We start from the raw sequence: 23,476 nt of genomic DNA on the forward strand, positions 1-23,476 counted from the left end.
CAGCGATGTGGCCTTTTTCTTTTCTGCTTAAGCCTGCTTCGCCAGAAACGTCTCAAACGACTCCGTATCCGCCGCTTCTACCTCTTTCTGACGCACCACGGACGCCTCGCGTTCCGCGACAAAATCCGCCTCGCTCAGGATCGCTAACGGCTCGTGCATCAGCATCTCACGGTACTCCGCTGAGAGGGAACGTCCCGTACCGCCAATCCCCTGCTCAATCATGGAGCGCAGAATACGCGCTGAGAACGTCAGTTCCGGGTTATCGAAGCATTCCACCAGCTGATCGCAAATCTGTTGATATGCGTCACCGCCGTCGATGCTGTCCATTGTCCGGGCAACACGCTTCAGGTCGTGGAACAGATCTTTACCCACCTTAGCCAGCGGGAACTGCGCCGTTTCGCAACCAATGCCTAACGTCAGGCCAGGCTTGCGCCCTTCCAGAATCACGCGGTTCCAGTTGGCGCGCGTACAGAGCAGTTCGTCTGAACTCATTTCCGGCGCATCCGCCAGCGCGCACCAGACCATAAACAGATCCAGGAAGCGTACCTGCTGCTCGTCAACGCCAATCGGCGAGAACGGGTTGATATCCAGCGAGCGCACTTCAATATATTCAATACCGCCGCGCTGCAGCGCATCCGACGGCGTTTCACCGCTGCGCGTCACGCGCTTCGGACGAATTGGCGCATACAGCTCATTTTCAATCTGCAGCACATTGCTGTTGATTTGCAGGCGCTTGCCGTCTTTTTCGAGGCCGATTTTCTCGTACTCTTCCGACGGGGTTTTGATCGCCCGCTTCAATCCTGCCACATATTCGTGCAATTCGTTAAACGTAATACCGAGATTGCTTTGCGATTTATTGGTATAGCCGAGATCGCTCATGCGCAGAGAGGTCGCATACGGGAGATAGTACATTCCGCACTCGGTTTTTTCGAACGGCAGCGTGGTCGGTTTCCCCTGCAGGAACGATGAGCAGATTGCCGGAGACGCGCCAAACAGGTACGGAATCACCCAGCCGAAACGGTAATAGTTGCGGATCAAACGGAAATATCCCGCGGAGATCGCTTCTTTATCCGTATCGCCCCCTTTCGCCTGCCAGAACGCCATCGGCAAAGAGAAATTGTAGTGCACGCCAGAGATCGTCTGCATCAGTGCGCCGTAGCGATTTTTCAGACCTTCGCGATAGAGCGTTTTCAGCCGGCCAATGTTTGATGTGCCGTACTGCGCCAGTTCTATCTCCTGGCCCTGCTCGATATAACACGGCATGCTGAGCGGCCACATACGCTCATCGCCGAGATTGCGCGCGGTGTAGCGATGGATGTCGCGCATAATCGTCAGCATATGATCAATATCGCCGTCCACCGGCGTGATGAACTCCAGCAGCGCTTCAGCGAAATCGGTTGTGATCCATTTATGTGTCAGCGCCGAGCCTAACGCCTTCGGGTGACCCGTCGTCGCTAAGCTACCGTCCGCGTTAACGCGCAGCGTTTCACGCTCGAGACCACGCTGAATACCCTTCAGAGCCTGAGGGTGGTTTTCCAGCCAGGCCAGCGCCTGAGATACGTCCGGGATCAAATTGACCTCCCGCCTGTCAAAGTAATGTTACTCAGCATAATTGTAATGGTTGACGATTGAAGGTCGCGTATTCATTCCACCAATTAGTGCCACCACGTCATACCCTGAAGCGTTGCCCATGCCACGAGAACATAGCGCAACGCCTTGCCAAGGCACAAAAAAAAGAGCACCGGTCCCCAGGAGATGCGCATCCATCCCGCCAGCAGACACAGTAAATCGCCTATTACAGGCATCCAGCTTAATAACAGCGTGGCAGCGCCATAGCGTTTTAGCCAGCCGACTGCCTTTTCCTGCCAGCGCGATTTTTCGCGCAATGGAAAGAAACGCCCAAGAATAACGTTAGTCAGCCCTCCAAGGCTATTACCCATTGTTGCTATTAATACCAATAGCCAGGGCTGACTCACGCCGGACAACAGCATCGCCACCAGCACCACTTCCGAATTTCCCGGTAACAGCGTGGCGCTTAAAAAACTGCTGGCGAATAATGAGGCAAGTGACAGCGCGTCACTCACAGTAAGCGCACATCCACCGCCGCCATTCCGGCATCACGCGCGGCCTGAATACCGAAGTCGGCGTCTTCAAACACGACGCATTTTGCTGCCGGGACGCCCATTAATTCTGCGCAGAGCAGGAAGGTGTCCGGTGCGGGCTTGTGATGTTTAACATGATCGGCGGCGACCACGGCAGAAAAATAGTGGCGCAGGCCAAGATGGTTGAGTAATGCCTCAGCAATCGCACTTTCGCTGCCTGTTCCGACCGACATCGGGCGACGCCCGTGCCACTCTTTTACCACATCAATCAGCGGCAGAGGGCGTACGGTATCTAAAAGCATGGCTTTTACCGCATCGGTTTTTTCGCGCGCGAGCAGGTGCGGGTCGAGATCGGCCTGATTCAGTTCAATCACGGCCTGTGCAATACGCCAGGTGGGGGATCCGTTGAGGGCAATCATCGCCTGAAGATCGAAACGCATACCGTAACGGCCCAGGACATCAGTCCAGGCTTGACGATGCGTGGGTTCGGTATCCAGGAGAGTGCCGTCCATATCGAAGATCAAACCGTCATACTGTGCGTACATCGTGCTCTCGCTAAACGATTAACAAAGCATTACTTTATCGTAAATGGTGGTTTTTGTCGCTGATTGCGAAGTGATAACAATGAGAGTGATTAAGAACTAAACATCGAAGGGGATCACAAGAAGAGATGGTGCATCCGGGAGGATTCGAACCTCCGACCGCTCGGTTCGTAGCCGAGTACTCTATCCAGCTGAGCTACGGATGCATCGGGGAAATGCTTTTAGAAACAGTAAATGGTGCATCCGGGAGGATTCGAACCTCCGACCGCTCGGTTCGTAGCCGAGTACTCTATCCAGCTGAGCTACGGATGCATCAGGGAACTGCTTTAAGAAATAGTAAATGGTGCATCCGGGAGGATTCGAACCTCCGACCGCTCGGTTCGTAGCCGAGTACTCTATCCAGCTGAGCTACGGATGCATCGGGATTTACTACTGTACTGCTCGATATTCATATCACTTCGAAAGCAATATGAAGTAATAGATGGTGCATCCGGGAGGATTCGAACCTCCGACCGCTCGGTTCGTAGCCGAGTACTCTATCCAGCTGAGCTACGGATGCAAAATGGCGGTGAGGCGGGGATTCGAACCCCGGATGCAGCTTTTGACCGCATACTCCCTTAGCAGGGGAGCGCCTTCAGCCTCTCGGCCACCTCACCACACAACGCCTCTTTCGAGTGCTTCGAGTCACTCGTTAAGAGCTTCTCGTCGCTGCGTGGCGCATATATTACTTTCTGGGACTTATAAGTCAAACAATTTTCCAAAAGCTTTTATCGTTTGCACAAATCGCACGCAATTCGCATGTAAAAGCCGCAAAGAGGGTGTTTTATAAGCGAATTTTGCAGGCATCTTCACAGAAAACATCTGCCGAAATGGCGGTGTTGAGACGAGTTAAGGCTAACCGAGTGGTCAAAAAGAGAGCGTTTGAAATTAAACGGTAACGTTGAGCAGGAAAAATAGCGGGAGGGTTGCGTCTCGCCCGACAGCGAGACGCGACAATATCAGTAACTGGACTGCTGGGATTTTTCAGCCTGGATACGCTGGTAGATCTCTTCACGGTGGACAGATACTTCTTTAGGAGCGTTAACACCAATACGTACCTGGTTACCCTTTACCCCTAAAACTGTCACGGTGACCTCATCCCCAATCATGAGGGTCTCACCAACTCGACGAGTCAGAATCAGCATTCTTTGCTCCTTGAAAGATTAAAAGAGTCGGGTCTCTTGTATCCCGGCATTATCCATCATATAACGCCAAAAAGTAAGCGATGACAAACACGTAATGTGTAAGCAGTCACGGCATCACATTCTGTTAAACGTAAGTTTAGCCGATATACACAAACTCAACCTGACTTTATCGTTATCGATAGCGCAGTGAGCAAGACGCCATAACGTTACCGTTATGGCGTCTGCTTGTGCTTTGTAGTTATTACAGTTTCGCGCTCACCCAGCTTTCTACGCTGGCCAAAGCTTGCGGAAGTGCCGCCGCATCCGTACCACCGGCTTGCGCCATGTCCGGACGACCGCCCCCCTTACCGCCCACCTGCTGGGCGACCATACCAATCAGTTCCCCTGCTTTAACGCGGTCGGTCACATCCTTAGAGACGCCCGCAATCAGAGAAACCTTACCTTCTGCCACCGTCGCCAGCACGATAACTGTAGAACCAAGCTGGTTTTTCAGATCGTCGACCATAGTACGCAGCATCTTAGGCTCCACGCCCGCCAGATCGCTGACCAGCAGTTTGACGCCCTTAATGTCTACCGCTTTGCTGGAGAGGTTTGCACTCTCCTGCGCCGCAGCCTGTTCTTTCAGCTGCTGAAGTTCTTTTTCCAGCTGACGGGTACGATCCAGCGCAACGCGCACTTTCTCGCCCAGATTCTGGCTATCGCCTTTCAGCAGCTGCGCGATGTCGTGCAGCTGATCGCTCTGCGCATGCAGGCTGGCGATTGCGCCTTCACCGGTCACCGCTTCAATACGACGCACACCTGCCGCCGTACCGGATTCAGAAACGATGCGGAACAGGCCGATGTCACCAGTGCGCGAGGCGTGAGTACCACCGCACAGCTCGGTAGAGAAGTCGCCCATGCTCAGCACGCGTACGCGCTCGTCATATTTCTCGCCAAACAGCGCCATCGCACCTTTTTTCTTCGCGTCCTCAAGATCCATGATATGGGTCTCGATTGGCAGGTTACGACGGATCTGCGCGTTCACCAGATCTTCCACCGCGCGGATTTCAGACGGCTTCATCGCTTCAAAATGCGAGAAGTCGAAGCGCAGAACTTTATCGTTAACCAGAGAACCTTTCTGTGCAACGTGAGTGCCCAGCACGTCGCGCAGGGCTGCGTGCATCAGGTGGGTTGCCGAGTGGTTCAGACGAATGCGCGCGCGGCGAGCTTCGTCAACGTTGGCCTGAACGCCCTCGCCCACTTTCAGAGAGCCGGAAACCAATTTGCCCTGGTGACCAATCGCCTGACCGTATTTCTGGGTATCGCTTACGCTGAAGCTGAAGCCATTGCCTTTCAGTTCGCCTTTATCGCCAACCTGGCCGCCGGATTCCGCATAGAACGGCGTTTTGTCCAGAATGACAACCGCGTCCTGACCCGCGCTGATGCTGTCTACGGCTTTACCGTCAACAAACAGGGCGGTCACTTTGCCGGTCAGTTCCAGCGCTTCATAACCTTTGAATTCAGACGCGCCATCAACGCGGATCATCGCGTTGTAGTCTGCACCGAAACCGCTGGATTCACGCGCACGACGACGCTGCTCTTCCATCGCGGCTTCAAAGCCTGCTTCATCAACTTTGATATTGCGCTCGCGGCAGACGTCTGCCGTCAGGTCAACCGGGAAGCCGTAGGTATCGTACAGGCGGAAAGCGGTTTCGCCATCCAGCGTGTCGCCCTTAAGCTTCGCCAGCTCTTCGTCCAGCAGCGCCAGACCGCGCTCCAGCGTACGCGCAAACTGCTCTTCTTCGGTTTTCAGAACCTGTTCAACCTGCGCCTGCTGGCGTTTCAGCTCGTCGCCGGCAGAACCCATTACGCCAATCAGTGGCCCAACGAGTTTATAGAAGAAGGTGTCCTTCGCGCCCAGCATGTTGCCGTGACGGATAGCACGACGAATGATGCGACGCAGCACGTAGCCACGGTTTTCATTCGACGGAATAACGCCGTCGGCAATCAGGAACGCACAGGAACGAATATGATCTGCGATAACACGCAGCGATTTGTTGTTCAGATCGGTCGCGCCGGTCACTTCTGCAACGGCTTTGATCAGGGTGCTGAACAGGTCAATTTCGTAGTTGGAGTTAACGTGCTGCAGTACTGCGGCAATACGCTCCAGACCCATACCGGTATCAACGGACGGCTTCGGCAGCGGCTCCATGGTGCCATCTGCCTGACGGTTAAACTGCATGAAGACGATGTTCCAGATCTCAATATAGCGATCGCCGTCTTCTTCCGGGCTTCCCGGAGGGCCACCCCAGATGTGGTCGCCGTGATCGTAGAAGATCTCGGTGCACGGACCGCAAGGACCGGTGTCACCCATCTGCCAGAAGTTATCAGACGCGTATGGCGCGCCTTTGTTATCACCGATGCGAATAATACGTTCGCGCGGGATACCGACTTCTTTTTCCCAGATTTCGAACGCTTCGTCATCGGTTTCGTAAACGGTAACCCACAGACGCTCTTTCGGCAGGTTGAACCAGTTTTCACCGGTCAACAGTTCCCATGCGTACTGGATAGCATCGTGTTTAAAGTAGTCGCCGAAGCTGAAGTTACCCAGCATTTCGAAGAAAGTATGGTGACGCGCGGTGTAACCGACGTTTTCCAGGTCGTTGTGTTTACCGCCCGCACGCACGCAACGCTGTGAGGTTGTGGCGCGGGAATAATTACGCTTGTCGAGACCAAGGAACACATCCTTGAACTGGTTCATCCCGGCGTTGGTAAACAGTAAAGTCGGGTCGTTGTTCGGTACCAGGGAGCTGCTGGCAACAACCTGGTGTCCCTTACTATGGAAAAAATCGAGAAACGCCTGACGGATCTCAGCGGTGCTCTTGCTCATAATTATCCTGAAATCAAGCTAACGAAATGTCGTAGCCAGCCTGTATCGGTAAGCCGTTGGACAGACCAGCTACTGGAAAAAGTGGGAATAAGATAAGTTTTCTTGGGTGGGAAGTAAAATCCCGCATGCGTTCAATCGGTAAAATTACGCCAGATATCCTGAATATCTTCCATCAGAAAGCCGCGGTAGAGCAAAAAGCGCTGGATTTTAACTTTTTCTGAAAATTCACGCGGCAGTGGTTCACCGTATTTACGAATAGCCTGCTCTTTTGCCCGCTCGCACCAGTCGGTGTCGCTTTCTCGCATCGCTTTTTCAATGGATTCTCGAGCGACGCCTTTCTGGTTCAGCTCCTGGCGGATACGCGCAGGGCCGTAGCCCTTGCGACCGCGGCTGGCGAGAAAACGGGAAGCAAAGCGATCGTCATCCAGGTAATGATGCTCATAGCACCAGGCCACCACGCGGTCGTAGTCTTCCGCAGTGGCATCAATCTCTTCCGGTCCGTTTTTGCCCATGACGGGCGCTGACAACTTCCGCCGTAGCTCCTGTTCGCTATGGTCGCGCACGGCGAGAATGCGTACCGCACGGTCCAGCAAGCGCGCGTAGGCGGGTCGGCGTGATGTCGGTTCACTCATAAAAAAACCTGCAGATTCAGAAATGCAAAAGGGCCGCGTCAGCAGCCCTTCATTTTTATACGAGAGACTTAAAAGTCTTCGTTGGTTTCTTCAGCATCCGCGGCATCCACCACGAAATCAGGTTTAGAGTCCTGGTTGTTCAGCAGAAGCTCGCGCACCTTCTTCTCAATCTCTTTCGCCGCAGCCGGGTTCTCTTTCAGCCAGGAGATCGCATTCGCTTTACCCTGACCAATCTTGTCACCGTTGTAGCTGTACCAGGCGCCCGCTTTTTCAATCAGCTTCTCTTTCACGCCCAGGTCAACCAGCTCGCCGAGGAAGTTGATACCTTCGCCGTAGAGGATCTGGAATTCAGCCTGTTTGAATGGTGCTGCGATTTTGTTCTTCACAACCTTCACGCGGGTTTCGCTACCGACCACGTTCTCGCCCTCTTTTACCGCGCCGATACGGCGGATATCCAGACGGACAGAGGCGTAGAATTTCAGCGCGTTACCACCGGTAGTGGTTTCCGGGTTACCGAACATCACACCAATTTTCATACGGATCTGGTTGATGAAGATCAGCAGCGTGTTGGACTGCTTCAGGTTACCGGCCAGCTTACGCATTGCCTGGCTCATCATACGTGCCGCGAGGCCCATGTGAGAGTCACCGATTTCACCTTCGATTTCCGCTTTTGGCGTCAGCGCCGCAACAGAGTCGACGATGATCACGTCAACCGCACCGGAGCGTGCCAGCGCGTCACAAATTTCCAGCGCCTGCTCGCCGGTGTCCGGCTGGGAACACAGCAGGTTGTCGATATCAACACCCAGTTTACGGGCATACACCGGATCCAGCGCGTGCTCGGCATCGATAAACGCACAGGTTTTACCTTCGCGCTGCGCCGCTGCAACAACCTGCAGGGTCAGAGTCGTTTTACCTGAGGATTCCGGCCCGTAGATTTCTACGATACGGCCCATTGGCAAACCGCCAGCGCCCAGTGCGATATCAAGAGAAAGCGAACCGGTGGAGATAGTTTCCACATCCATGGAACGGTCTTCACCCAGGCGCATGATGGAGCCTTTACCGAATTGCTTTTCGATCTGGCCCAGTGCTGCCGCCAACGCTTTCTGTTTGTTTTCGTCGATAGCCATTATTACTCCTGTCATGCCGGGAGAAGCAACTGCGCTTCACCATGGACTTCTGTTCTGTTGAGGCAATTATACTGTATAGTCATACAGTATCAAGTATTTTGTAGAAATTGTTGCCAGAGCGTTTTTAACGCATAAACGGTAGCCTGACGGCGCACGCTTTCGCGGTCGCCGCTGAAGCACTCCCGGCGGGTGATCCCCTCACCTTTAGAGGTGGCAAAGCCAAACCAGACGGTGCCGACAGGCTTCACGTCGCTGCCGCCGTCCGGCCCCGCGATGCCGCTGATGGAAATAGCGTAATCAGCCCGCGCTTCTTTCTGCGCGCCAATCGCCATTTCGATCACCACCGGTTCGCTGACCGCGCCGTGCTGTTCAAGCGTGGATTCACGCACGCCGATCATTTGCGCTTTAGCTTCGTTACTGTAGGTCACAAAACCGCGTTCAAACCAGGCGGAACTGCCGGCAATATCGGTAATGACTTTCGCCACCCAGCCGCCGGTACAGGATTCTGCGGTCGTGATTGTCGCGCCACGCTGCTTCAGCGCCAGCCCGACAACCTCGCTAAGCTGCATCATTTCATGGTCAGTCATTCTCGCTCCAGGCTACATAAAAACGTGCAGCACAAGATAGCACTTTCTCGTCAGATATGGGGATGCGCTTCAGGTTTTACGAGGGGGCTTCAGAAAAAAGCCGATGCGGGCGCACCGGCTGTGGACAGGTTATTTCATGCTGTTCGCAATCGTATCGACATTGTGACGAAAGGCCTTAACGTAGGTGTCTGCCACCCCACCTTTGCCCGACAGCGCTTCCGGGTAAAGTTCGCCCCCAGGCTGTGCGCCCGTCGCCGACGCAATCTGCTTCACCAGACGCGGGTCAAGCTGGTTTTCCATAAACCAGGTTTTTACGCCGTCGGCTTTAATCTGATTGATAATCTCCGCCACCTGCGCCGCGCTGGCCTCGCTCTCTGACGACAGCCCCTGCGGGGCCATAAACGTTACTCCGTAGGCGCGGCTGAAATAGCCGAAGGCGTCATGGCTGGTCAGTACCTTGCGCTTTTCCTTAGGGATCGCGCTAAAACGCGTTTTGGCCCAGCTATCCAGCTGGTTAAGCTGCGCGATATACGTTTTTCCGGAGGCTTCCAGCGCGGCCTTATCTGCCGGGTCGGCTTTCACCAGACCGTCCAGAATATTTTGCGCATACAGCGCGCCGTTCGCCGCGCTGTTCCACGCATGTGGGTCGGTGACCGTGTGACCATCCTCTTCCAGGGTGTGCGTTTTCACACCGGACGAGGCCACCACCAGTTGCCCCTTAAATCCGGAGGCCTTCACCAGACGATCGAGCCAGCCCTCCAGCCCCAGACCGTTGACCACGACCACGTCAGCCTTGCTCAGCGCCGCGCTGTCTTTTGGTGACGGTTCGAAGGTATGCGGATCGCCGTCCGGCCCCACCAGCGTCGTCACGTTCACACGATCGACCCCCACCTCCTGTGCGATATCCCCCAGTATTGAAAAGCTGGCGACCACATTCAGCGTTTTCGCCATCACGCTATGCGACATCATCCCCAGCGCTAGCGCCATGATTAATCCTGTACGTTTCATCGTTTCCCCTTGCGTTAAAAAAGCGCCCGCAGGCTGCCAGCCAGCCTGCTTCGCGTACCAAATAAAACAGAGATAAAAAACAGCGCGCTGGCGGTGAGTACGATGGACGGCCCCGCCGGTAAACTCGCTGCCCAGGAGAGGCTTAGCCCGAGCCACGCGCAGATAACGCCGCTGATACCTGCCATCAACAGCAAGCCGGGCAAGGTGCGCGCCCAGCAGCGCGCCGCCACCGCCGGGAGCATCATCAGCCCGACGGCCATCAGCGTGCCGAGCACCTGAAAACCGGCCACCAGGTTAAGCACCAGCAGCGCCAGAAACAGGCCGTGCAATACGCCGGGTAGCCAGCGGGCATTCACCTGCAGCCAGGCAGTATCAAACGCCTCCGTTACCAGCCCGCGATAGAAGAGCGCCAGTGTCGCCAGCGTGAAGATACACACGCCCGTGACAAACAGCGCGGCGTCGTTGTCCACCGCGAGGATGGAGCCAAACAGCAGGTGCAGCAGATCGACATTCGAGCCGCGCAGCGAGACCAGCGTGACGCCCAGCGCCAGCGAGCCAAGATAGAACCCGGCAAAGCTGGCATCTTCCTGGAGCGGCGTGCGGCGGCTGACCAGACCGGCCACCAGCGCCACGACGATGCCGGCAATAAAGCCGCCGAGGCTCATCGCCAGTAGCGACATACCGCTGAGCAAATACCCCACGGCGACGCCCGGTAAAATGGCGTGAGAAAGGGCGTCGCCCATCAGGCTCATCCGACGCAGCTGAAGGAATACGCCCAGCGCGGTGGTGCTAACGGAGAGCGCCAGGCAAACCACCAGCGCGCGGCGCATAAAGCCGAATTCAATAAACGGCTGGAAGAATGTATGCCAGATCATGCCACCCTCACCCGCTCGGTTTTCCACTGGGGAACGTCAGCATCCAGCCGCAGCGTCTGCGGGAAATGGCGCGCCACGCGCTCGCTATCGTGCAGTACCGCGAGCAGGGTTTGCCCCTGCATATACATCTCCAGCATCAAATCCATCAGCACGTTGCAGGTGGCCTCATCGACGCCGGTAAAGGGTTCATCCAGCATCACCAGCGGCGCCTGCTGTACTAACACGCGGGCAAACAACATGCGCTGAAACTGGCCGCCGGAAAGCTCATCAATGGTGGATAACGCCATGGACTCCAGCCCCACGCGCTCAAGCGCGCCACTTATGCGCAGACGCGCTTCGCGGCGGAAACCGGCGAAAAGCGAAATTCCGGGCCAGCAGCCCATGCTCACCACGTCCTGTACGGTCAGCGGAAACTGTGCCTCCAGCGCATGACGCTGCGCCAGCCAGCCGATTACCGGGCGCTTTCCCTGCCAGCGGAAGCAGCCGCTCACAGGCGGGATAAACCCGGCGAGGGTTTTCAGCAGCGTGGATTTGCCGCAGCCGTTAGCACCCACAATGGCGGTCATGCTGCCGCGTTCTATGACGCCAGAAAGCGGGCGCGTAACGGGCTGGCGGTCATAGCCCGCAACCAGTGCGTTCATTACGATCATGGCAGCGCCACCGCCCAGCGCACGGCCAGCCCGAGAAACAGAATGAGCACCATCGCCAGCAGCAGCCGAACCGGGGATGAGAGAGAAAACAGGGACATGAACATTTCAACTCAATAATAATGTTATAACATAACAATAATAAAAGACGATGAAAATGTAAACGGCGGGAATGAAATGGGTGTGTGGCGAAATGTTTCTGCGGGAAAGAGGTGCGGGCGGATGCCCTCTCCCACCGGGAGAGGGAGGTATAAGGCGACTTACTGACTAAACGGCGACGCAGCCGGGACGCGTGCCTGAGACACCGCCAGCCCCAGTTGCCACACCGCCATTGCATAGTGGGTGCTGTGGTTGTAGCGGGTGATAGTGTAGAAGTTCGGCATGCCGTACCAGTACTGGTAGCCGGTTCCCACGTCCAGACGCAGCAGGCTCACCTGGTCAACGTTACCCAGCGGCTGGGTTGGCGTTAAGCCTGCCGCCGTCAGCTGTGCAACGCTGTATTTGGTTTTAAAACCGTTTTCCAGACCAAACGCTTCGCCGTTCGCCTGCACAGCAACCTGGCCGCCCGGCGTCCAGCCGTGCGCTTTGAAGTAGTTCGCCACGCTGCCGATGGCATCCACCGGATCCCACAGGTTAATGTGACCGTCCCCGTTAAAGTCGACGGCATACTGCTTATAGGAGGACGGCATAAACTGGCCGTAGCCCATCGCACCGGCAAACGACCCTTTCAGATCGAGCGGGTCGTCCTGCTCGTTGCGCGCCATCAGCAGGAAGGTTTCCAGCTCGGAAGAGAAATACTCCGCGCGGCGCGGATAGTTAAAGGAGAGCGTCGCCAGTGCATCGAGGATGCGGGTTTTGCCCATCACGCGGCCCCAGCGGGTCTCTACGCCGATAATCCCGACAATGATTTCCGGCGGTACGCCGTACACCTGCCACGCGCGGTTGAGCGCATCTTCATACTGATTCCAGAACACCACGCCGTTTTGCACGTTGTCCGGGGTAATAAACTGTTTGCGGTAGCGCAGCCACGCGCCGTTCGGCCCGCTCGGCACCTGTGCCGTCGGCGCCTGCCTGTCCATCAGGCGCAGCACGTAGTCCAGACGCTTCGCCTGAGACAAAATTTCGTGCAGCTGCTGGCGGTCGAAACCGTGTTTGCTCACCATTTTATCGATGAACTGCTCGGCCGCCGGGTTATTCGCGAAGTCGCCCCCCATCTGCATCATATTGTGCTGCGGCTCCAGCAGGAATCCTCCGGAAGGCGCGCCCGCCGTTTGCTGAACGGCTTCGGTCTTAGGTTTGCTGCTACAGGCGGACAGCAGGATAAGCGCAGGCAACAGCGCTGCATAACGACGCTTGAACATGAGACATCCATTTAACGGGTTCGATAAGAACCCAGTATGGTAAAGCATCCGCAACACCTCAAGGAAGCGGTACGCACCTCCCCCATGCAAATCCGCGCTTTTTTCCACCGAAAACCATTCACCCCATCAATTAACTTTCAAAATAATACATTTTTCTTTCATTGTGAGATCTAACTAACACTTTAAAACCTTTCGAAGTGATTATTATTAGCCGCAGTTATACAAAAACAAAAAAGCCCCACAGGAGAGAAGAATGATAGAGACCATCACCCACGGCGCCGAGTGGTTCATCGGGCTGTTTCAGAAAGGCGGAGAAGTGTTCACCGGCATGGTGACCGGGATCCTGCCCCTGCTGATCAGCCTGCTGGTGATCATGAACACGCTGATCAACTTTATCGGCCAGCAGCGCATTGAACGCTTCGCCCAGCGCTGCGCCGGTAACCCGCTGTCCCGCTACCTGGTACTGCCGTTCATCGGCACCTTCGTGTTCTGTAACCCGATGACCTTAAGCCTCGGTCGCTTCATGCCGGAAAAGTACAAGCCGAGCTACTACGCCGCCGCCTCCTACAGCTGCCACTCGATGAACGGCCTGTTCCCGCACATCAACCCCGGCGAGCTGTTTGTCTACCTCGGGATCGCCAGCGGCCTTACCACGCTTGGCCTGCCGCTCGGCCCGCTGGCGGTGAGCTACCTGCTGGTTGGCCTGGTGACCAACTTCTTCCGCGGCTGGGTGACGGACCTCACCACCGCCATTTTTGAGAAAAAAATGGGCATCCAGCTTGAACAGAAAGTCCATCTTTCAGGAGCCACAGCATGAACCGGATCCGCATTGAGAAAGGCACGGGCGGCTGGGGCGGCCCGCTGGAGTTCGACGCCACTGAAGGCAAAAAGATCGTCTACATCACCGCAGGCACGCGCCCGGCGATCGTCGACAAACTGCGCGCTCTGACCGGCTGGGAAGCGGTCGACGGCTTTAAAGAGGGTGAGCCGCCGGAAGCGGAAATCGGCGTGGCGGTGATCGACTGCGGCGGCACCCTGCGCTGCGGCATCTATCCGAAGCGCCGCATTCCGACGGTGAATATTCACTCCACCGGAAAATCCGGCCCGCTGGCGCAGTACATCCTTGAGGATATTTATGTCTCGGGCGTGAAGGAGGACAACATCACGCTGGTGAATGGCACTCCCGCGCCGCAAAAAGCGGCCCCGCGCGAGTACGACACCAGTAAGAAAATCACCGAGCAGAGCGACGGCCTGCTGGCGAAGGTCGGGATGGGGATGGGCTCCGCCGTGGCGGTGCTGTTCCAGTCCGGGCGCGACACCATCGACACGGTGCTGAAAACGATTCTGCCGTTTATGGCGTTCGTCTCGGCGCTGATCGGCATCATCATGGCGTCCGGCCTGGGCGACTGGATTGCCCACGGCCTCGCCCCGCTCGCCAGTCACCCGCTCGGGCTGGTGACGCTGGCGCTGATCTGCTCCTTCCCGCTGCTGTCGCCGTTCCTCGGCCCGGGCGCGGTGATTGCCCAGGTCATCGGCGTGCTGATTGGCGTGCAGATTGGTCTGGGGAACATCCCTCCGCACCTCGCCCTGCCCGCCCTGTTTGCCATTAACGCCCAGGCGGCGTGCGACTTCATCCCCGTGGGGCTGTCGCTGGCCGAAGCGCGCCAGGACACCGTGCGCGTGGGCGTCCCGTCCGTGCTGGTGAGCCGCTTCCTGACGGGCGCGCCGACGGTGCTGATTGCCTGGTTTGTCTCCGGCTTTATTTATCAATAAGAGGTTCCTGCGATGACCGTCATTTACCAGACCACCATTACCCGCATCGGCCAGAGCGCCGCCGACGCGCTGAGCGACCAGATGCTGATCACCTTCCGCGAAGGCGCCCCGGCGGATATCGAAGAGTTTTGCTTTATCCACTGTCACGGCGAGCTGAAGGGCGAGCTGAAGGCCGGGAGCCAGCTGGAGCTGGGCGAGGCGCGCTATGCCGTGACCGCCGTCGGCGACGTGGCCGAGCAAAACCTGCGCGAGCTGGGGCACATCACCCTGCGTTTCGACGGCCAGCCGCAGGCCGAGTATCCCGGTACGGTTCACGTGGCGGGCCCGGTTCCGCAGGCTGTCACCCCAGGCTGCACGTTAAAATTTGTTGCGTAATTAAGGAGAATCACATGAGTCAGGTTGCCGTTGTCATTGGTGGGGGACAAACCTTAGGCGAGTTCCTCTGCCGTGGGCTTGCCGCAGAGGGTTACCGCGTGGCGGTAGTAGACATTCAGAGTGAAAAAGCCGCCCGCGTGGCGGACGCCATCAATACCGAGTTTGGCGAAGGAATGGCGTACGGGTTTGGTGCCGACGCCACCAGCGAGCAGAGCGTGATGGCGCTGGCCCGCGGCGTGGACGAAATTTTTGGCCGTACCGACCTGCTGGTCTACAGCGCGGGGATCGCAAAAGCGGCGTTTATCAGCGATTTCGAACTGGGGGATTTTGATCGTTCGCTGCAGGTAAATCTGGTGGGCTATTTCCTCTGCGCCCGCGAGTTTTCCCGTCTGATGATCCGTGACGGGATTCAGGGGCGCATCATTCAGATCAACTCGAAATCCGGGAAAGTGGGCAGCAAGCATAACTCCGGCTACAGCGCGGCGAAGTTTGGCGGCGTGGGGCTGACGCAGTCTCTGGCGCTGGATTTGGCCGAATACGGCATTACCGTTCACTCGCTGATGCTGGGCAACCTGCTGAAATCACCGATGTTCCAGTCCCTGCTGCCGCAGTACGCCACTAAGCTTGGCATCAAGGCTGAGGAAGTGGAGCAGTATTACATCGATAAAGTGCCGCTCAGGCGCGGGTGTGACTATCAGGACGTGCTGAACATGCTGCTGTTTTACGCCAGTCCGAAGGCGTCTTACTGCACCGGACAGTCGATTAACGTTACCGGTGGGCAGGTGATGTTCTGATCGAGCGGCCTGATGCCCTCACCCTAACCCTCTTCCACGGGGAGAGGGAACAAAACAAGGAGCCGATATGGTCACCGCACCCATCACCGTCGCCACCCTCGCCTGGATCTGCCAGATGGCGTTTGGCGGCTGGCAGATCCACCAGTTTAACCGCGCGTTTGACGCCCTGTGCCAGAAGGGCCGCGTGGGTGTCGGGCGTTCCGGCGGACGCTTCAAACCGCGCGTCGTCGTCGCCGTTGCGCTGGACGAGCATGACCGGGTATGCGATTCCCTGATCATGCGCGGTATGACGGTGTTTGCCCGACCGGCCAAAATCCAGGCAATCAACGGCATCCCGCTGCAGGAATTGCAGCCCGATGTGATCTTTCCCCATGATTCACTCTGTCAGAATGCACTATCATTAGCGCTTAATCTGAAACATGGATAATTTCGTTGTGAAAGTTATAGACTTGCGAAATTATCATTTCGCAACCTAAGGAACGAAGCGCCTATGAAACCACGTCAGCGGCAGGCGGCCATTCTCGAGCATCTGCAAAAGCAGGGAAAATGCTCGGTTGAGGATCTGGCCCACTACTTTGACACCACCGGCACGACAATACGCAAGGATCTGGTATTGCTCGAAAACTCTGGCGCCGTCATTCGTACCTACGGCGGCGTGGTGCTCAACAAGGACGAAGCGGACCCGCCTATCGATCACAAAACGCTGATCAATACGCACCAGAAAGCGCTTATTGCCGAAGCCGCCGTCAAATTTATCCAGGACGGCGATTCCATCATCCTCGACGCTGGCAGTACCGTCCTGCAGATGATCCCGCTGCTCAGCCGCTTTAATAACATCACCGTGATGACCAACAGCCTGCACATCGTCAACGCCCTGTCGGAGTTCGACAGCGAGCAGACCATCCTGATGCCCGGCGGCACCTTCCGCAAAAAATCGGCGTCGTTTCACGGCCAGCTGGCGGAGAATGCCTTTGACCACTTCAGCTTCGATAAACTGTTTATGGGCACCGATGGCATCGACCTGAACGCAGGCGTCACGACGTTCAACGAGGTGTTCAGCGTCAGTAAGGCGATGTGCAACGCCGCGCGGGAAGTGATTTTAATGGCCGACTCGTCGAAGTTTGGCCGCAAAAGCCCCAACATTGTCTGTAGCCTTGAAAGCGTTGATAAGCTGATTACCGACGCGGGTATCGACCCGGCGTTCAGGAAAGCGCTGGAAGAAAAAGGCATCGACGTGATCGTAACCGGAGAAAGAGATGAGTGATTTTCTGTTAGAAACGGGCCGCCAGACGCTGATGCTGGAGCTGCAGGAAGCCAGCCGCCTGCCGGAACGTCTGGGCGAGGATTTTGTCCGCGCCGCCAACACCATTATCCACTGCGAAGGCAAAGTGATTGTGGCGGGCATCGGTAAATCCGGCCATATCGGCAAAAAGATTGCCGCGACGCTCGCCAGCACCGGCACCCCGGCGTTCTTTGTGCATCCGGCAGAAGCGCTGCACGGCGATCTCGGGATGATTGAAAGCCGCGACGTGATGCTGTTTATCTCCTACTCCGGTTCAGCCAAAGAGCTTGATCTCATCATCCCTCGCCTGCAGGAAAAATCAGTCGCCCTGCTGGCGATGACCGGGAAGCCCCGCTCGCCGCTGGCGCTGGCCGCCAAGGCGACGCTGGATATTTCCGTTGAGCGTGAAGCCTGCCCGATGCACCTCGCCCCCACTTCCAGCACCGTTAACACCCTGATGATGGGCGACGCGCTGGCGATGGCGGTAATGCAGGCGCGTGGCTTTAACGAAGAAGATTTCGCCCGTTCGCATCCGGCAGGTGCGCTCGGCGCACGCCTGCTCAACAAGGTTCACCACCTGATGCGCACCGACGATGCCATTCCGCAGGTTAAACTCGATACCAGCGTGATGGACGCGATGCTGGAGCTGAGCCGCACCGGTCTGGGACTGGTGGCGGTGTGTGATGACGGCGGAAACGTGAAGGGCGTGTTCACCGACGGCGACCTGCGCCGCTGGCTGGTGGGCGGTGGCAGGCTGGAAACAAACGTGTCGGAAGCCATGACCAAAGGCGGGCTGACACTCAACGCCGACAGCCGCGCCATTGAAGCCAAAGAGGTGCTGATGAAGCGCAAAATCACCGCCGCACCGGTGGTGGACGAGCACGGCAGGCTGTGCGGCGCCATCAACCTGCAGGACTTCTACCAGGCAGGGATAATTTAACCCTTCAGCCCAAGACGCTTCGCCAGCCGGTGCAGGTTGGCGACGTCCATCTCCAGCGCCCGGGCACATGCCGCCCAGCTGCGGTTGTTCTGCTCCAGCGCGCGGGTAATCATCTGACGCTGGAACGCTTCCGTCGCCTCGCGCAGGTTCTCGTTGACGCTCTCAGGCGCAGCAGCCTTCACAGTTGGGGCACTTTCCTCATGCAGCGCAAAATGCCGGGCGTGAATCACCACTTCATCCCCCGAGCGCGTCGCCCGCGCCAGCACCACCGCCCGGTGGATCGCATGCTCCAGCTCGCGCACATTGCCCGGCCAGCCGTAGCTCAGCAGATGCGCCCTCGCCCCCGGGCTCAGCACCACGCGGGAAAGCCCCATCCTGAGCCGGCACTGCTCGCAGAAAAAGCCCGCCAGCAGCAGCACGTCGTCCCCGCGCTCGCGCAGCGGCGGCACGGTTAGCGGGAATACGCTCAGGCGGTGGAACAGATCGGCGCGGAAATTCCCCGCCAGCACCTCTTCGCGCAGATCGCGGTTCGTCGCCGCCAGCACGCGCACGTCCACGCGCAGGCTGCGATCGTCTCCCACGCGTTGAATATCGCCGTACTGCAGCACGCGCAGCAGCTTGGCCTGTAACGACAGCGACAGCTCACCAATCTCATCAAGAAACAGCGTGCCGTTATCGGCCATTTCAAACTTGCCGCTGCGGTTGCTGATGGCCCCGGTAAACGCCCCTTTAACGTGACCAAACAGCTCGCTTTCCGCCACGCTTTCTGGCAACGCCGCGCAGTTGAGATAGACCAGCGGATTCACCGCACGGGGCGAGGCTTCGTGGATCGCTTTTGCCACCAGCTCTTTACCGGTGCCGGTCTCCCCGAAGATCAGCACGTTCAAATCGGAGGCGGCAACAATCTCAATCTCTTTTTTGAGCTGCGCCATGCCCGGAGAAAGGCCGATCATCTCCGTGTGGGTGACCTGCTCAAACGCCGCCGGGCTGCCAGGAAGGATATTCTGGCTCTCCAGCTGTTCAATCAGCAGGGCGTTGTTCAGCGCCCCGGCGGCCAGGGCGGCAATCAGGCGCAGCTCTTCGTCGCTGAAGGTGTCGAACTGGTCCGGCGACATGCCGTCGAGCGTTAATGCGCCAATCAGGTTTTGTCCGGCAAACAGCGGCAGACCGATGCAGGCGTGCACCTTCAGGCTCTCCTGTCCGGGAATAAGGCCGTCGTACGGGTCGGGCAAATCGCTGTCCGCCGGGAAGCGCACCACGTCACCCGCGCGGGCGATGGTTTCCAGACGCGGATGACCTTCAAGGGTAAAGCGCCGTCCGAGCACGTCCTTCGCCAGCCCGTCGATAGCCAGCGGAATAAACTGCCGCCCCTCGTAGCGCAGCAGCGCGGACGCATCGCACTCAAGCACGTGGCGCAGCGTGGAGATCAGGCGCTGAAAGCGGTCCTGATGGCCGATACCGGTTTGCAGCTCAATGGCGATCTTCGCCAGCACGTCTACGGAAAAGCTCATGTCAGCCTCACAGTCATTTTGACAATACATAATGTCATATTGACTCTTTTTGAGATAGTCATAATGACTACTCATTACGGAGCATCACATTATAACTTATTGAATTTTAATAACTTAAAAAGTTGGCACGCAACTTGATATAAGCAAAACATCTTATTTGAAAACGCTGTATTATGCTGAGGTTGCTATGTCTATTCTGGTTAAAAATAACATTCATTGGGTTGGTCAACGTGACTGGGAAGTGCGCGATTTCCACGGGACGGAATACAAAACGCTGCGCGGCAGCAGCTACAACAGCTATCTCATTCGTGAAGGTAAAAACGTGCTGATCGATACCGTCGATCACAAATTCAGCCGCGAGTTCGTGCAGAACCTGCGCAGTGAAATCGATCTGAACGACATCGACTACATCATCATCAACCACGCGGAAGAGGATCACGCCGGGGCGCTGACCGAGCTGATGTCCCACATTCCGGATACCCCGATCTACTGCACCACCAACGCCATTGACTCCATCAACGGTCATCACCACCATCCGGAGTGGAACTTCCACACCGTGAAAACCGGCGACACGCTGGATATCGGCAACGGTAAACAGCTGATCTTCGTCGAAACCCCGATGCTGCACTGGCCGGACAGCATGATGACCTACATGACCGGCGACGCGGTGCTGTTCAGCAACGACGCCTTCGGCCAGCATTACTGCGACGAGCGCCTGTTTAATGACGAAGTGGATCAGACCGAGCTGTTCGAACAGTGCCAGCGCTACTACGCCAACATCCTGACGCCGTTCAGCCGCCTGGTGACGCCAAAAATCACCGAAATCCTCGGTTTTAACCTGCCGGTGGATATGATTGCCACCTCCCACGGCGTGGTGTGGCGTGAAAATCCAACCCAGATCGTCGAGCTGTACCTGAAGTGGGCAGCGGACTATCAGGAAGACCGCATCACGATTTTTTACGACACCATGTCCAACAACACCCGCATGATGGCGGACGCCATTGCCCAGGGCATCAACGAAGTGGACCCGAACGTGGCGGTGAAAATCTTCAACGTGGCGCGCAGCGATAAGAATGAGGTACTGACCAACGTCTTCCGCTCCAAAGGCGTGCTGGTGGGTACCTCCACCATGAATAACGTGATGATGCCGAAAATTGCTGGCCTCGTGGAAGAGATGACCGGTCTGCGCTTTCGCAACAAGCGCGCCAGCGCCTTTGGCTCTCACGGCTGGAGCGGCGGCGCGGTAGACCGTCTTTCCACCCGTTTACAGGATGCCGGTTTTGAGATGTCCCTGAGCCTGAAGGCGAAATGGCGTCCGGATCTCGACGCGCTGGAAATCTGCCGCCAGCATGGCCGTGACATCGCCCGCCAGTGGGCGCTTGCGCCGCTGCCGGAAATCGCACCCGCCGCGGCGGTTACGCCGGAAGCCGTAGCAGAAGCCGTTCCTGCCGCTGCCGACCTCGGCCCTTGCATGCAATGCAGCGTCTGCCAATGGATTTACGATCCTGAGCTGGGCGAGCCGTTGCAGGATGTCGCCCCGGGTACGCCGTGGCGCGAGGTGCCGGACAACTTCCTCTGCCCGGAATGTTCCCTCGGTAAAGACGTCTTTGATGAACTGGCTACGGAGGCAAAATGAGTAACGGTATCGTCATCATCGGCTCGGGCTTTGCCGCCCGCCAGCTGGTGAAAAACATTCGCAAGCAGGACGCTAACGTGCCGCTGACGCTGATCGCCGCCGACAGCATGGACGAGTACAACAAGCCTGATTTAAGCCACGTCATTAGCCAGAATCAGCGCGCCGAAGACCTCACCCGCCAGACGGCGGGGGAGTTCGCGGAGCAGTTTAACCTGCGTCTGTTCCCGTACACCTGGGTCACCGACATCGACGCCGACGCCCACGTGGTGAAAGCGAAAGAGAAGACCTGGCGGTACGACAAGCTGGTGCTGGCCACGGGTGCCTCTGCGTTTGTGCCGCCGGTTGAGGGCCGCGAGCTGATGATCACGCTCAACAGCCAGCAGGAGTATCAGGCCAGCGAAACGCTGCTGCGTGACGCACAGCGCGTGATGATTGTCGGCGGCGGGCTGATTGGCACCGAGCTGGCGATGGATTTCTGCCGGGCGGGGAAATCCGTCACCCTCGTTGACCATGCGGCGAGCATTCTGTCGGCGCTGATGCCCGCAGAAGTCAGCAGCCGCTTACAGCATCGCCTGACCGACATGGGGGTGCATCTGCTGTTGAAATCGCAGCTGCAAAGCCTGAGCAAAACCGAAGGCGGCATTCGTGCATCGCTTGACCGCAGCCGCAGCGTTGAAGTGGATGTGGTTATCGCGGCGACGGGCCTGCGCCCCGAAACCGCGCTGGCGCATCGCGCGGGTGCCGAAACAGGTCGTGGCGTGAAGGTAAATAGCTACCTGCAAACCACACAGCCGGATATTTACGCGCTGGGCGACTGCGCAGAAATTAACGGCCAGGTGCTGCCCTTCCTGCAGCCGATACAGTTAAGCGCCATGTATCTGGCGAAAAACCTGCTCGGCGGCAGCGCGCCCCTAAAATTACCCGCGATGCTGGTGAAGGTCAAAACGCCGGAATTGCCGCTGCATCTTGCGGGCGAAACACAGCGTCAGGATCTGAACTGGGAGATTGCCCTTTCGCCTCAGGGCATGGTGGCACGGGGCACCGATACTGACGGTCAGATACGCGCCTTTGTCGTCAGCGAAGACAGAATGAAGGAAGCCTTCGCTCTGCTGAAATCGCTACCTGCTTAACCCTCGTCATGCCACGTTTACTTAACCTTTGGATTATGTTGTCCGCAGCCCCGATGTCCCGGGGCTTTTTTTCAGGCTCAGGACCGCACCACCAGCGCGTCATAGCCACGCCAGCGGTAGTTCGCCATAGAGATCAGCCAGCAGGCGACAAACAGTCCGACCACCACAAACCCGGCATCGCCCAGGTTATCGTTCACCGCGCCAATCAGATCCCACAGGCCGCCGCTGAGGGCGAATTTATCCATCAGCAGACCCAGCGCCTCCAGCCCGCCGATAAACAGCGCCACCACAACCGAAGTGCCGGTGATGGTCATGTTGTAGTAAAGCTTGCGCTGCGGTTTATTAAACGCCCAGCCGTAGGCACCGACCATCAGCAGGTTGTCGAGGGTATCCACCAGCGCCATGCCGCTGGCGAAGAGCGCAGGGAAGATCATGATTGACCACACCGACATCCCGTTTGACGCGCTGGCGGCGGAGATCCCCAGCACGCCAATCTCGGTGGCCGTGTCAAAGCCGAGGCCAAACAGAAAGCCCACCAGATACATCTGCCAGCTCCTGTTGACGAGGCGGAAGGTTTTGCCGAACAGCCAGTTCATAACCCCCCCCTGCGCAGGCAGCGTGATGTCGCCCTGCACGGGCCTGCCGTTTTTCAGCGCCTGGAAACTGCGCCAGACGCCGCGCAGGATCACCATGTTCACCAGCGCCATCGCCAGCAGGAAGGTGGCGGAAACGGCGGTGCCAATGACGCTTCCGGTTTCGTGGAACCAGTCCATGTTTTTCTGAAACGCCGTGGCGGTCACGGCAATGGCAATGGAGGCCAGCACCACAATGGTGGAGTGCCCCAGCGAGAACCACGCCCCCACGCCGGACGGGCGCTTACCCTGCTGCATCATCTTACGCGTCACGGTATCGATGGCCGCGATGTGATCGGCGTCCACCGCATGACGCAGCCCGTAGCACCACGCCAGCAGGCTGGCGGCCATCAGCGCCGTACTACCGCTAAAGGTGTGCCATGCCCATCCCCAGGCCAGCAGGTTTGCCATTACCAGAGCCAGCAGCAGAAGCGCGGCGCGAGGTTCATTGTGTAAGCGTCGTAACATT

Annotated in this window: 23 protein-coding genes and 5 tRNA genes; 9 read left to right on the top strand and 19 right to left on the bottom strand. The window is 57.4% G+C overall.

Features of this window, described 5'->3' with window-relative positions; genetic code table 11:
* Positions 1-27: 27 nt before the first annotated feature.
* The 17 genes from gshA to mltB all read right to left on the bottom strand — a co-directional run bounded on the left by gshA (position 28) and on the right by mltB (position 12,934).
* The gene (gene gshA, locus ACWKXT_RS14950; protein ID WP_454532764.1) at positions 28-1,572 is read right to left on the bottom strand and encodes a glutamate--cysteine ligase; all 1,545 of its coding nucleotides are present in this window, start codon (positions 1,570-1,572) and stop codon (positions 28-30) included.
* Positions 1,573-1,655: 83 nt separating this feature from the next.
* Complete coding sequence (locus tag ACWKXT_RS14955) at positions 1,656-2,084, bottom strand: YqaA family protein (RefSeq protein ID WP_008499541.1); 429 nt, start codon at positions 2,082-2,084, stop codon at positions 1,656-1,658.
* Positions 2,081-2,647: a fructose-1-phosphate/6-phosphogluconate phosphatase gene (yqaB, locus tag ACWKXT_RS14960; protein WP_252034207.1), complete on the bottom strand. Its 567-nt coding sequence runs from the start codon at positions 2,645-2,647 to the stop codon at positions 2,081-2,083. Before yqaB ends, ACWKXT_RS14955 begins: the two co-directional genes overlap by 4 nt.
* Positions 2,648-2,773: 126 nt before the next feature.
* Positions 2,774-2,850: transfer RNA gene (locus ACWKXT_RS14965), tRNA-Arg, on the bottom strand.
* 29 nt (positions 2,851-2,879) lie between these two features.
* Positions 2,880-2,956 (bottom strand) — tRNA-Arg (locus ACWKXT_RS14970).
* 29 nt (positions 2,957-2,985) lie between these two features.
* Positions 2,986-3,062 (bottom strand) — tRNA-Arg (locus tag ACWKXT_RS14975).
* A gap of 64 nt (positions 3,063-3,126) precedes the next feature.
* Positions 3,127-3,203, bottom strand: a tRNA-Arg gene (locus ACWKXT_RS14980).
* 4 nt (positions 3,204-3,207) lie between these two features.
* Positions 3,208-3,300, bottom strand: a tRNA-Ser gene (locus tag ACWKXT_RS14985).
* A 342-nt stretch (positions 3,301-3,642) separates the two neighbouring features.
* Complete coding sequence (gene csrA, locus ACWKXT_RS14990) at positions 3,643-3,828, bottom strand: carbon storage regulator CsrA (RefSeq protein WP_000906486.1); 186 nt, start codon at positions 3,826-3,828, stop codon at positions 3,643-3,645.
* A gap of 241 nt (positions 3,829-4,069) precedes the next feature.
* A complete protein-coding gene (gene alaS / locus ACWKXT_RS14995; protein WP_454532765.1) occupies positions 4,070-6,697 on the bottom strand; it encodes an alanine--tRNA ligase in 2,628 nt (875 codons plus the stop codon).
* A gap of 131 nt (positions 6,698-6,828) precedes the next feature.
* Positions 6,829-7,329, bottom strand: a complete 501-nt coding sequence (gene recX / locus ACWKXT_RS15000; protein ID WP_454529165.1) for a recombination regulator RecX — start codon at positions 7,327-7,329, stop codon at positions 6,829-6,831.
* Positions 7,330-7,397: 68 nt separating this feature from the next.
* Positions 7,398-8,456, bottom strand: a complete 1,059-nt coding sequence (gene recA / locus ACWKXT_RS15005; RefSeq protein ID WP_028014189.1) for a recombinase RecA — start codon at positions 8,454-8,456, stop codon at positions 7,398-7,400.
* 89 nt (positions 8,457-8,545) lie between these two features.
* Positions 8,546-9,043 (bottom strand): nicotinamide-nucleotide amidase, encoded by a 498-nt coding sequence (gene pncC, locus ACWKXT_RS15010; protein ID WP_454532766.1) that lies wholly within the window; start codon positions 9,041-9,043, stop codon positions 8,546-8,548.
* 129 nt (positions 9,044-9,172) lie between these two features.
* The gene (locus tag ACWKXT_RS15015; RefSeq protein WP_454532767.1) at positions 9,173-10,051 is read right to left on the bottom strand and encodes a metal ABC transporter substrate-binding protein; all 879 of its coding nucleotides are present in this window, start codon (positions 10,049-10,051) and stop codon (positions 9,173-9,175) included.
* 14 nt (positions 10,052-10,065) lie between these two features.
* Complete coding sequence (locus ACWKXT_RS15020) at positions 10,066-10,926, bottom strand: metal ABC transporter permease (protein ID WP_454532768.1); 861 nt, start codon at positions 10,924-10,926, stop codon at positions 10,066-10,068.
* A complete protein-coding gene (locus ACWKXT_RS15025; RefSeq protein ID WP_454529169.1) occupies positions 10,923-11,576 on the bottom strand; it encodes a metal ABC transporter ATP-binding protein in 654 nt (217 codons plus the stop codon). The genes ACWKXT_RS15020 and ACWKXT_RS15025 overlap by 4 nt, the downstream gene beginning before the upstream one ends.
* Positions 11,577-11,833: 257 nt before the next feature.
* A complete protein-coding gene (gene mltB / locus ACWKXT_RS15030; RefSeq protein ID WP_200882512.1) occupies positions 11,834-12,934 on the bottom strand; it encodes a lytic murein transglycosylase B in 1,101 nt (366 codons plus the stop codon).
* A gap of 253 nt (positions 12,935-13,187) precedes the next feature.
* Here mltB and srlA point away from each other — a divergent pair, with 253 nt between their 5' ends.
* From srlA to gutQ, 7 genes are all read left to right on the top strand, one after another.
* Positions 13,188-13,751, top strand: a complete 564-nt coding sequence (srlA, locus tag ACWKXT_RS15035) for a PTS glucitol/sorbitol transporter subunit IIC (RefSeq protein ID WP_454532769.1) — start codon at positions 13,188-13,190, stop codon at positions 13,749-13,751.
* The gene (gene srlE, locus ACWKXT_RS15040) at positions 13,748-14,707 is read left to right on the top strand and encodes a PTS glucitol/sorbitol transporter subunit IIB (protein ID WP_454532770.1); all 960 of its coding nucleotides are present in this window, start codon (positions 13,748-13,750) and stop codon (positions 14,705-14,707) included. The genes srlA and srlE overlap by 4 nt, the downstream gene beginning before the upstream one ends.
* Before the next feature lie 12 nt (positions 14,708-14,719).
* The gene (gene srlB / locus ACWKXT_RS15045; protein ID WP_023308951.1) at positions 14,720-15,082 is read left to right on the top strand and encodes a PTS glucitol/sorbitol transporter subunit IIA; all 363 of its coding nucleotides are present in this window, start codon (positions 14,720-14,722) and stop codon (positions 15,080-15,082) included.
* A 14-nt stretch (positions 15,083-15,096) separates the two neighbouring features.
* Entirely contained in the window at positions 15,097-15,876 is a 780-nt protein-coding gene (srlD, locus tag ACWKXT_RS15050) for a sorbitol-6-phosphate dehydrogenase (RefSeq protein WP_454529171.1), read from the top strand.
* Between the two features lie 67 nt (positions 15,877-15,943).
* Positions 15,944-16,303 (top strand): transcriptional regulator GutM, encoded by a 360-nt coding sequence (gene gutM, locus ACWKXT_RS15055; protein ID WP_454532771.1) that lies wholly within the window; start codon positions 15,944-15,946, stop codon positions 16,301-16,303.
* A 63-nt stretch (positions 16,304-16,366) separates the two neighbouring features.
* A complete protein-coding gene (gene srlR / locus ACWKXT_RS15060; protein WP_023333192.1) occupies positions 16,367-17,140 on the top strand; it encodes a glucitol operon DNA-binding transcriptional repressor SrlR in 774 nt (257 codons plus the stop codon).
* Positions 17,133-18,098 carry an arabinose-5-phosphate isomerase GutQ gene (gutQ, locus tag ACWKXT_RS15065; protein WP_454529173.1) on the top strand — a complete coding sequence of 322 codons (966 nt, stop codon included), beginning with the start codon at positions 17,133-17,135 and terminating at the stop codon, positions 18,096-18,098. The genes srlR and gutQ overlap by 8 nt, the downstream gene beginning before the upstream one ends.
* On the opposite strand, the gene norR is transcribed toward gutQ, so the two are convergent.
* On the bottom strand, positions 18,095-19,609 hold the full coding sequence (gene norR / locus ACWKXT_RS15070; protein ID WP_454532772.1) for a nitric oxide reductase transcriptional regulator NorR: 1,515 nt from the start codon (positions 19,607-19,609) through the stop codon (positions 18,095-18,097). The genes gutQ and norR overlap by 4 nt on opposite strands.
* Positions 19,610-19,796: 187 nt before the next feature.
* On the opposite strand from norR, the gene norV reads away from it, so the two are divergent.
* Together norV and norW are read left to right on the top strand one after the other, a co-directional pair.
* Positions 19,797-21,245, top strand: a complete 1,449-nt coding sequence (gene norV, locus ACWKXT_RS15075) for an anaerobic nitric oxide reductase flavorubredoxin (RefSeq protein ID WP_454532773.1) — start codon at positions 19,797-19,799, stop codon at positions 21,243-21,245.
* Positions 21,242-22,375, top strand: coding sequence for an NADH:flavorubredoxin reductase NorW (norW, locus tag ACWKXT_RS15080; protein WP_454532774.1), 1,134 nt, complete (start codon positions 21,242-21,244; stop codon positions 22,373-22,375). Before norV ends, norW begins: the two co-directional genes overlap by 4 nt.
* Before the next feature lie 77 nt (positions 22,376-22,452).
* On the opposite strand, the gene ACWKXT_RS15085 is transcribed toward norW, so the two are convergent.
* The gene (locus ACWKXT_RS15085; RefSeq protein WP_454529177.1) at positions 22,453-23,475 is read right to left on the bottom strand and encodes a HoxN/HupN/NixA family nickel/cobalt transporter; all 1,023 of its coding nucleotides are present in this window, start codon (positions 23,473-23,475) and stop codon (positions 22,453-22,455) included.
* Position 23,476: the final 1 nt, after the last annotated feature.

It is taken from the genome of Enterobacter sp. UPMP701 (assembly GCF_053709515.1).

Excerpts from the sequence above, each read along its gene's own strand:
- norV (WP_454532773.1), top strand. The coding sequence starts at position 19,797 with ATGTCTATTCTGGTTAAAAATAACATTCATTGGGTTGGTCAACGTGAC.
- srlR (WP_023333192.1), top strand. The coding sequence starts at position 16,367 with ATGAAACCACGTCAGCGGCAGGCGGCCATTCTCGAGCATCTGCAAAAG.
- ACWKXT_RS15025 (WP_454529169.1), bottom strand. The coding sequence starts at position 11,576 with ATGATCGTAATGAACGCACTGGTTGCGGGCTATGACCGCCAGCCCGTT.
- recX (WP_454529165.1), bottom strand. The coding sequence starts at position 7,329 with ATGAGTGAACCGACATCACGCCGACCCGCCTACGCGCGCTTGCTGGAC.
- alaS (WP_454532765.1), bottom strand. The coding sequence starts at position 6,697 with ATGAGCAAGAGCACCGCTGAGATCCGTCAGGCGTTTCTCGATTTTTTC.
- yqaB (WP_252034207.1), bottom strand. The coding sequence starts at position 2,647 with ATGTACGCACAGTATGACGGTTTGATCTTCGATATGGACGGCACTCTC.
- ACWKXT_RS15015 (WP_454532767.1), bottom strand. The coding sequence starts at position 10,051 with ATGAAACGTACAGGATTAATCATGGCGCTAGCGCTGGGGATGATGTCG.
- srlD (WP_454529171.1), top strand. The coding sequence starts at position 15,097 with ATGAGTCAGGTTGCCGTTGTCATTGGTGGGGGACAAACCTTAGGCGAG.
- gutQ (WP_454529173.1), top strand. The coding sequence starts at position 17,133 with ATGAGTGATTTTCTGTTAGAAACGGGCCGCCAGACGCTGATGCTGGAG.
- srlE (WP_454532770.1), top strand. The coding sequence starts at position 13,748 with ATGAACCGGATCCGCATTGAGAAAGGCACGGGCGGCTGGGGCGGCCCG.
- mltB (WP_200882512.1), bottom strand. The coding sequence starts at position 12,934 with ATGTTCAAGCGTCGTTATGCAGCGCTGTTGCCTGCGCTTATCCTGCTG.
- recA (WP_028014189.1), bottom strand. The coding sequence starts at position 8,456 with ATGGCTATCGACGAAAACAAACAGAAAGCGTTGGCGGCAGCACTGGGC.
- ACWKXT_RS15020 (WP_454532768.1), bottom strand. The coding sequence starts at position 10,926 with ATGATCTGGCATACATTCTTCCAGCCGTTTATTGAATTCGGCTTTATG.
- norW (WP_454532774.1), top strand. The coding sequence starts at position 21,242 with ATGAGTAACGGTATCGTCATCATCGGCTCGGGCTTTGCCGCCCGCCAG.
- ACWKXT_RS15085 (WP_454529177.1), bottom strand. The coding sequence starts at position 23,475 with ATGTTACGACGCTTACACAATGAACCTCGCGCCGCGCTTCTGCTGCTG.
- gutM (WP_454532771.1), top strand. The coding sequence starts at position 15,944 with ATGGTCACCGCACCCATCACCGTCGCCACCCTCGCCTGGATCTGCCAG.
- srlA (WP_454532769.1), top strand. The coding sequence starts at position 13,188 with ATGATAGAGACCATCACCCACGGCGCCGAGTGGTTCATCGGGCTGTTT.
- pncC (WP_454532766.1), bottom strand. The coding sequence starts at position 9,043 with ATGACTGACCATGAAATGATGCAGCTTAGCGAGGTTGTCGGGCTGGCG.
- norR (WP_454532772.1), bottom strand. The coding sequence starts at position 19,609 with ATGAGCTTTTCCGTAGACGTGCTGGCGAAGATCGCCATTGAGCTGCAA.
- csrA (WP_000906486.1), bottom strand. The coding sequence starts at position 3,828 with ATGCTGATTCTGACTCGTCGAGTTGGTGAGACCCTCATGATTGGGGAT.
- srlB (WP_023308951.1), top strand. The coding sequence starts at position 14,720 with ATGACCGTCATTTACCAGACCACCATTACCCGCATCGGCCAGAGCGCC.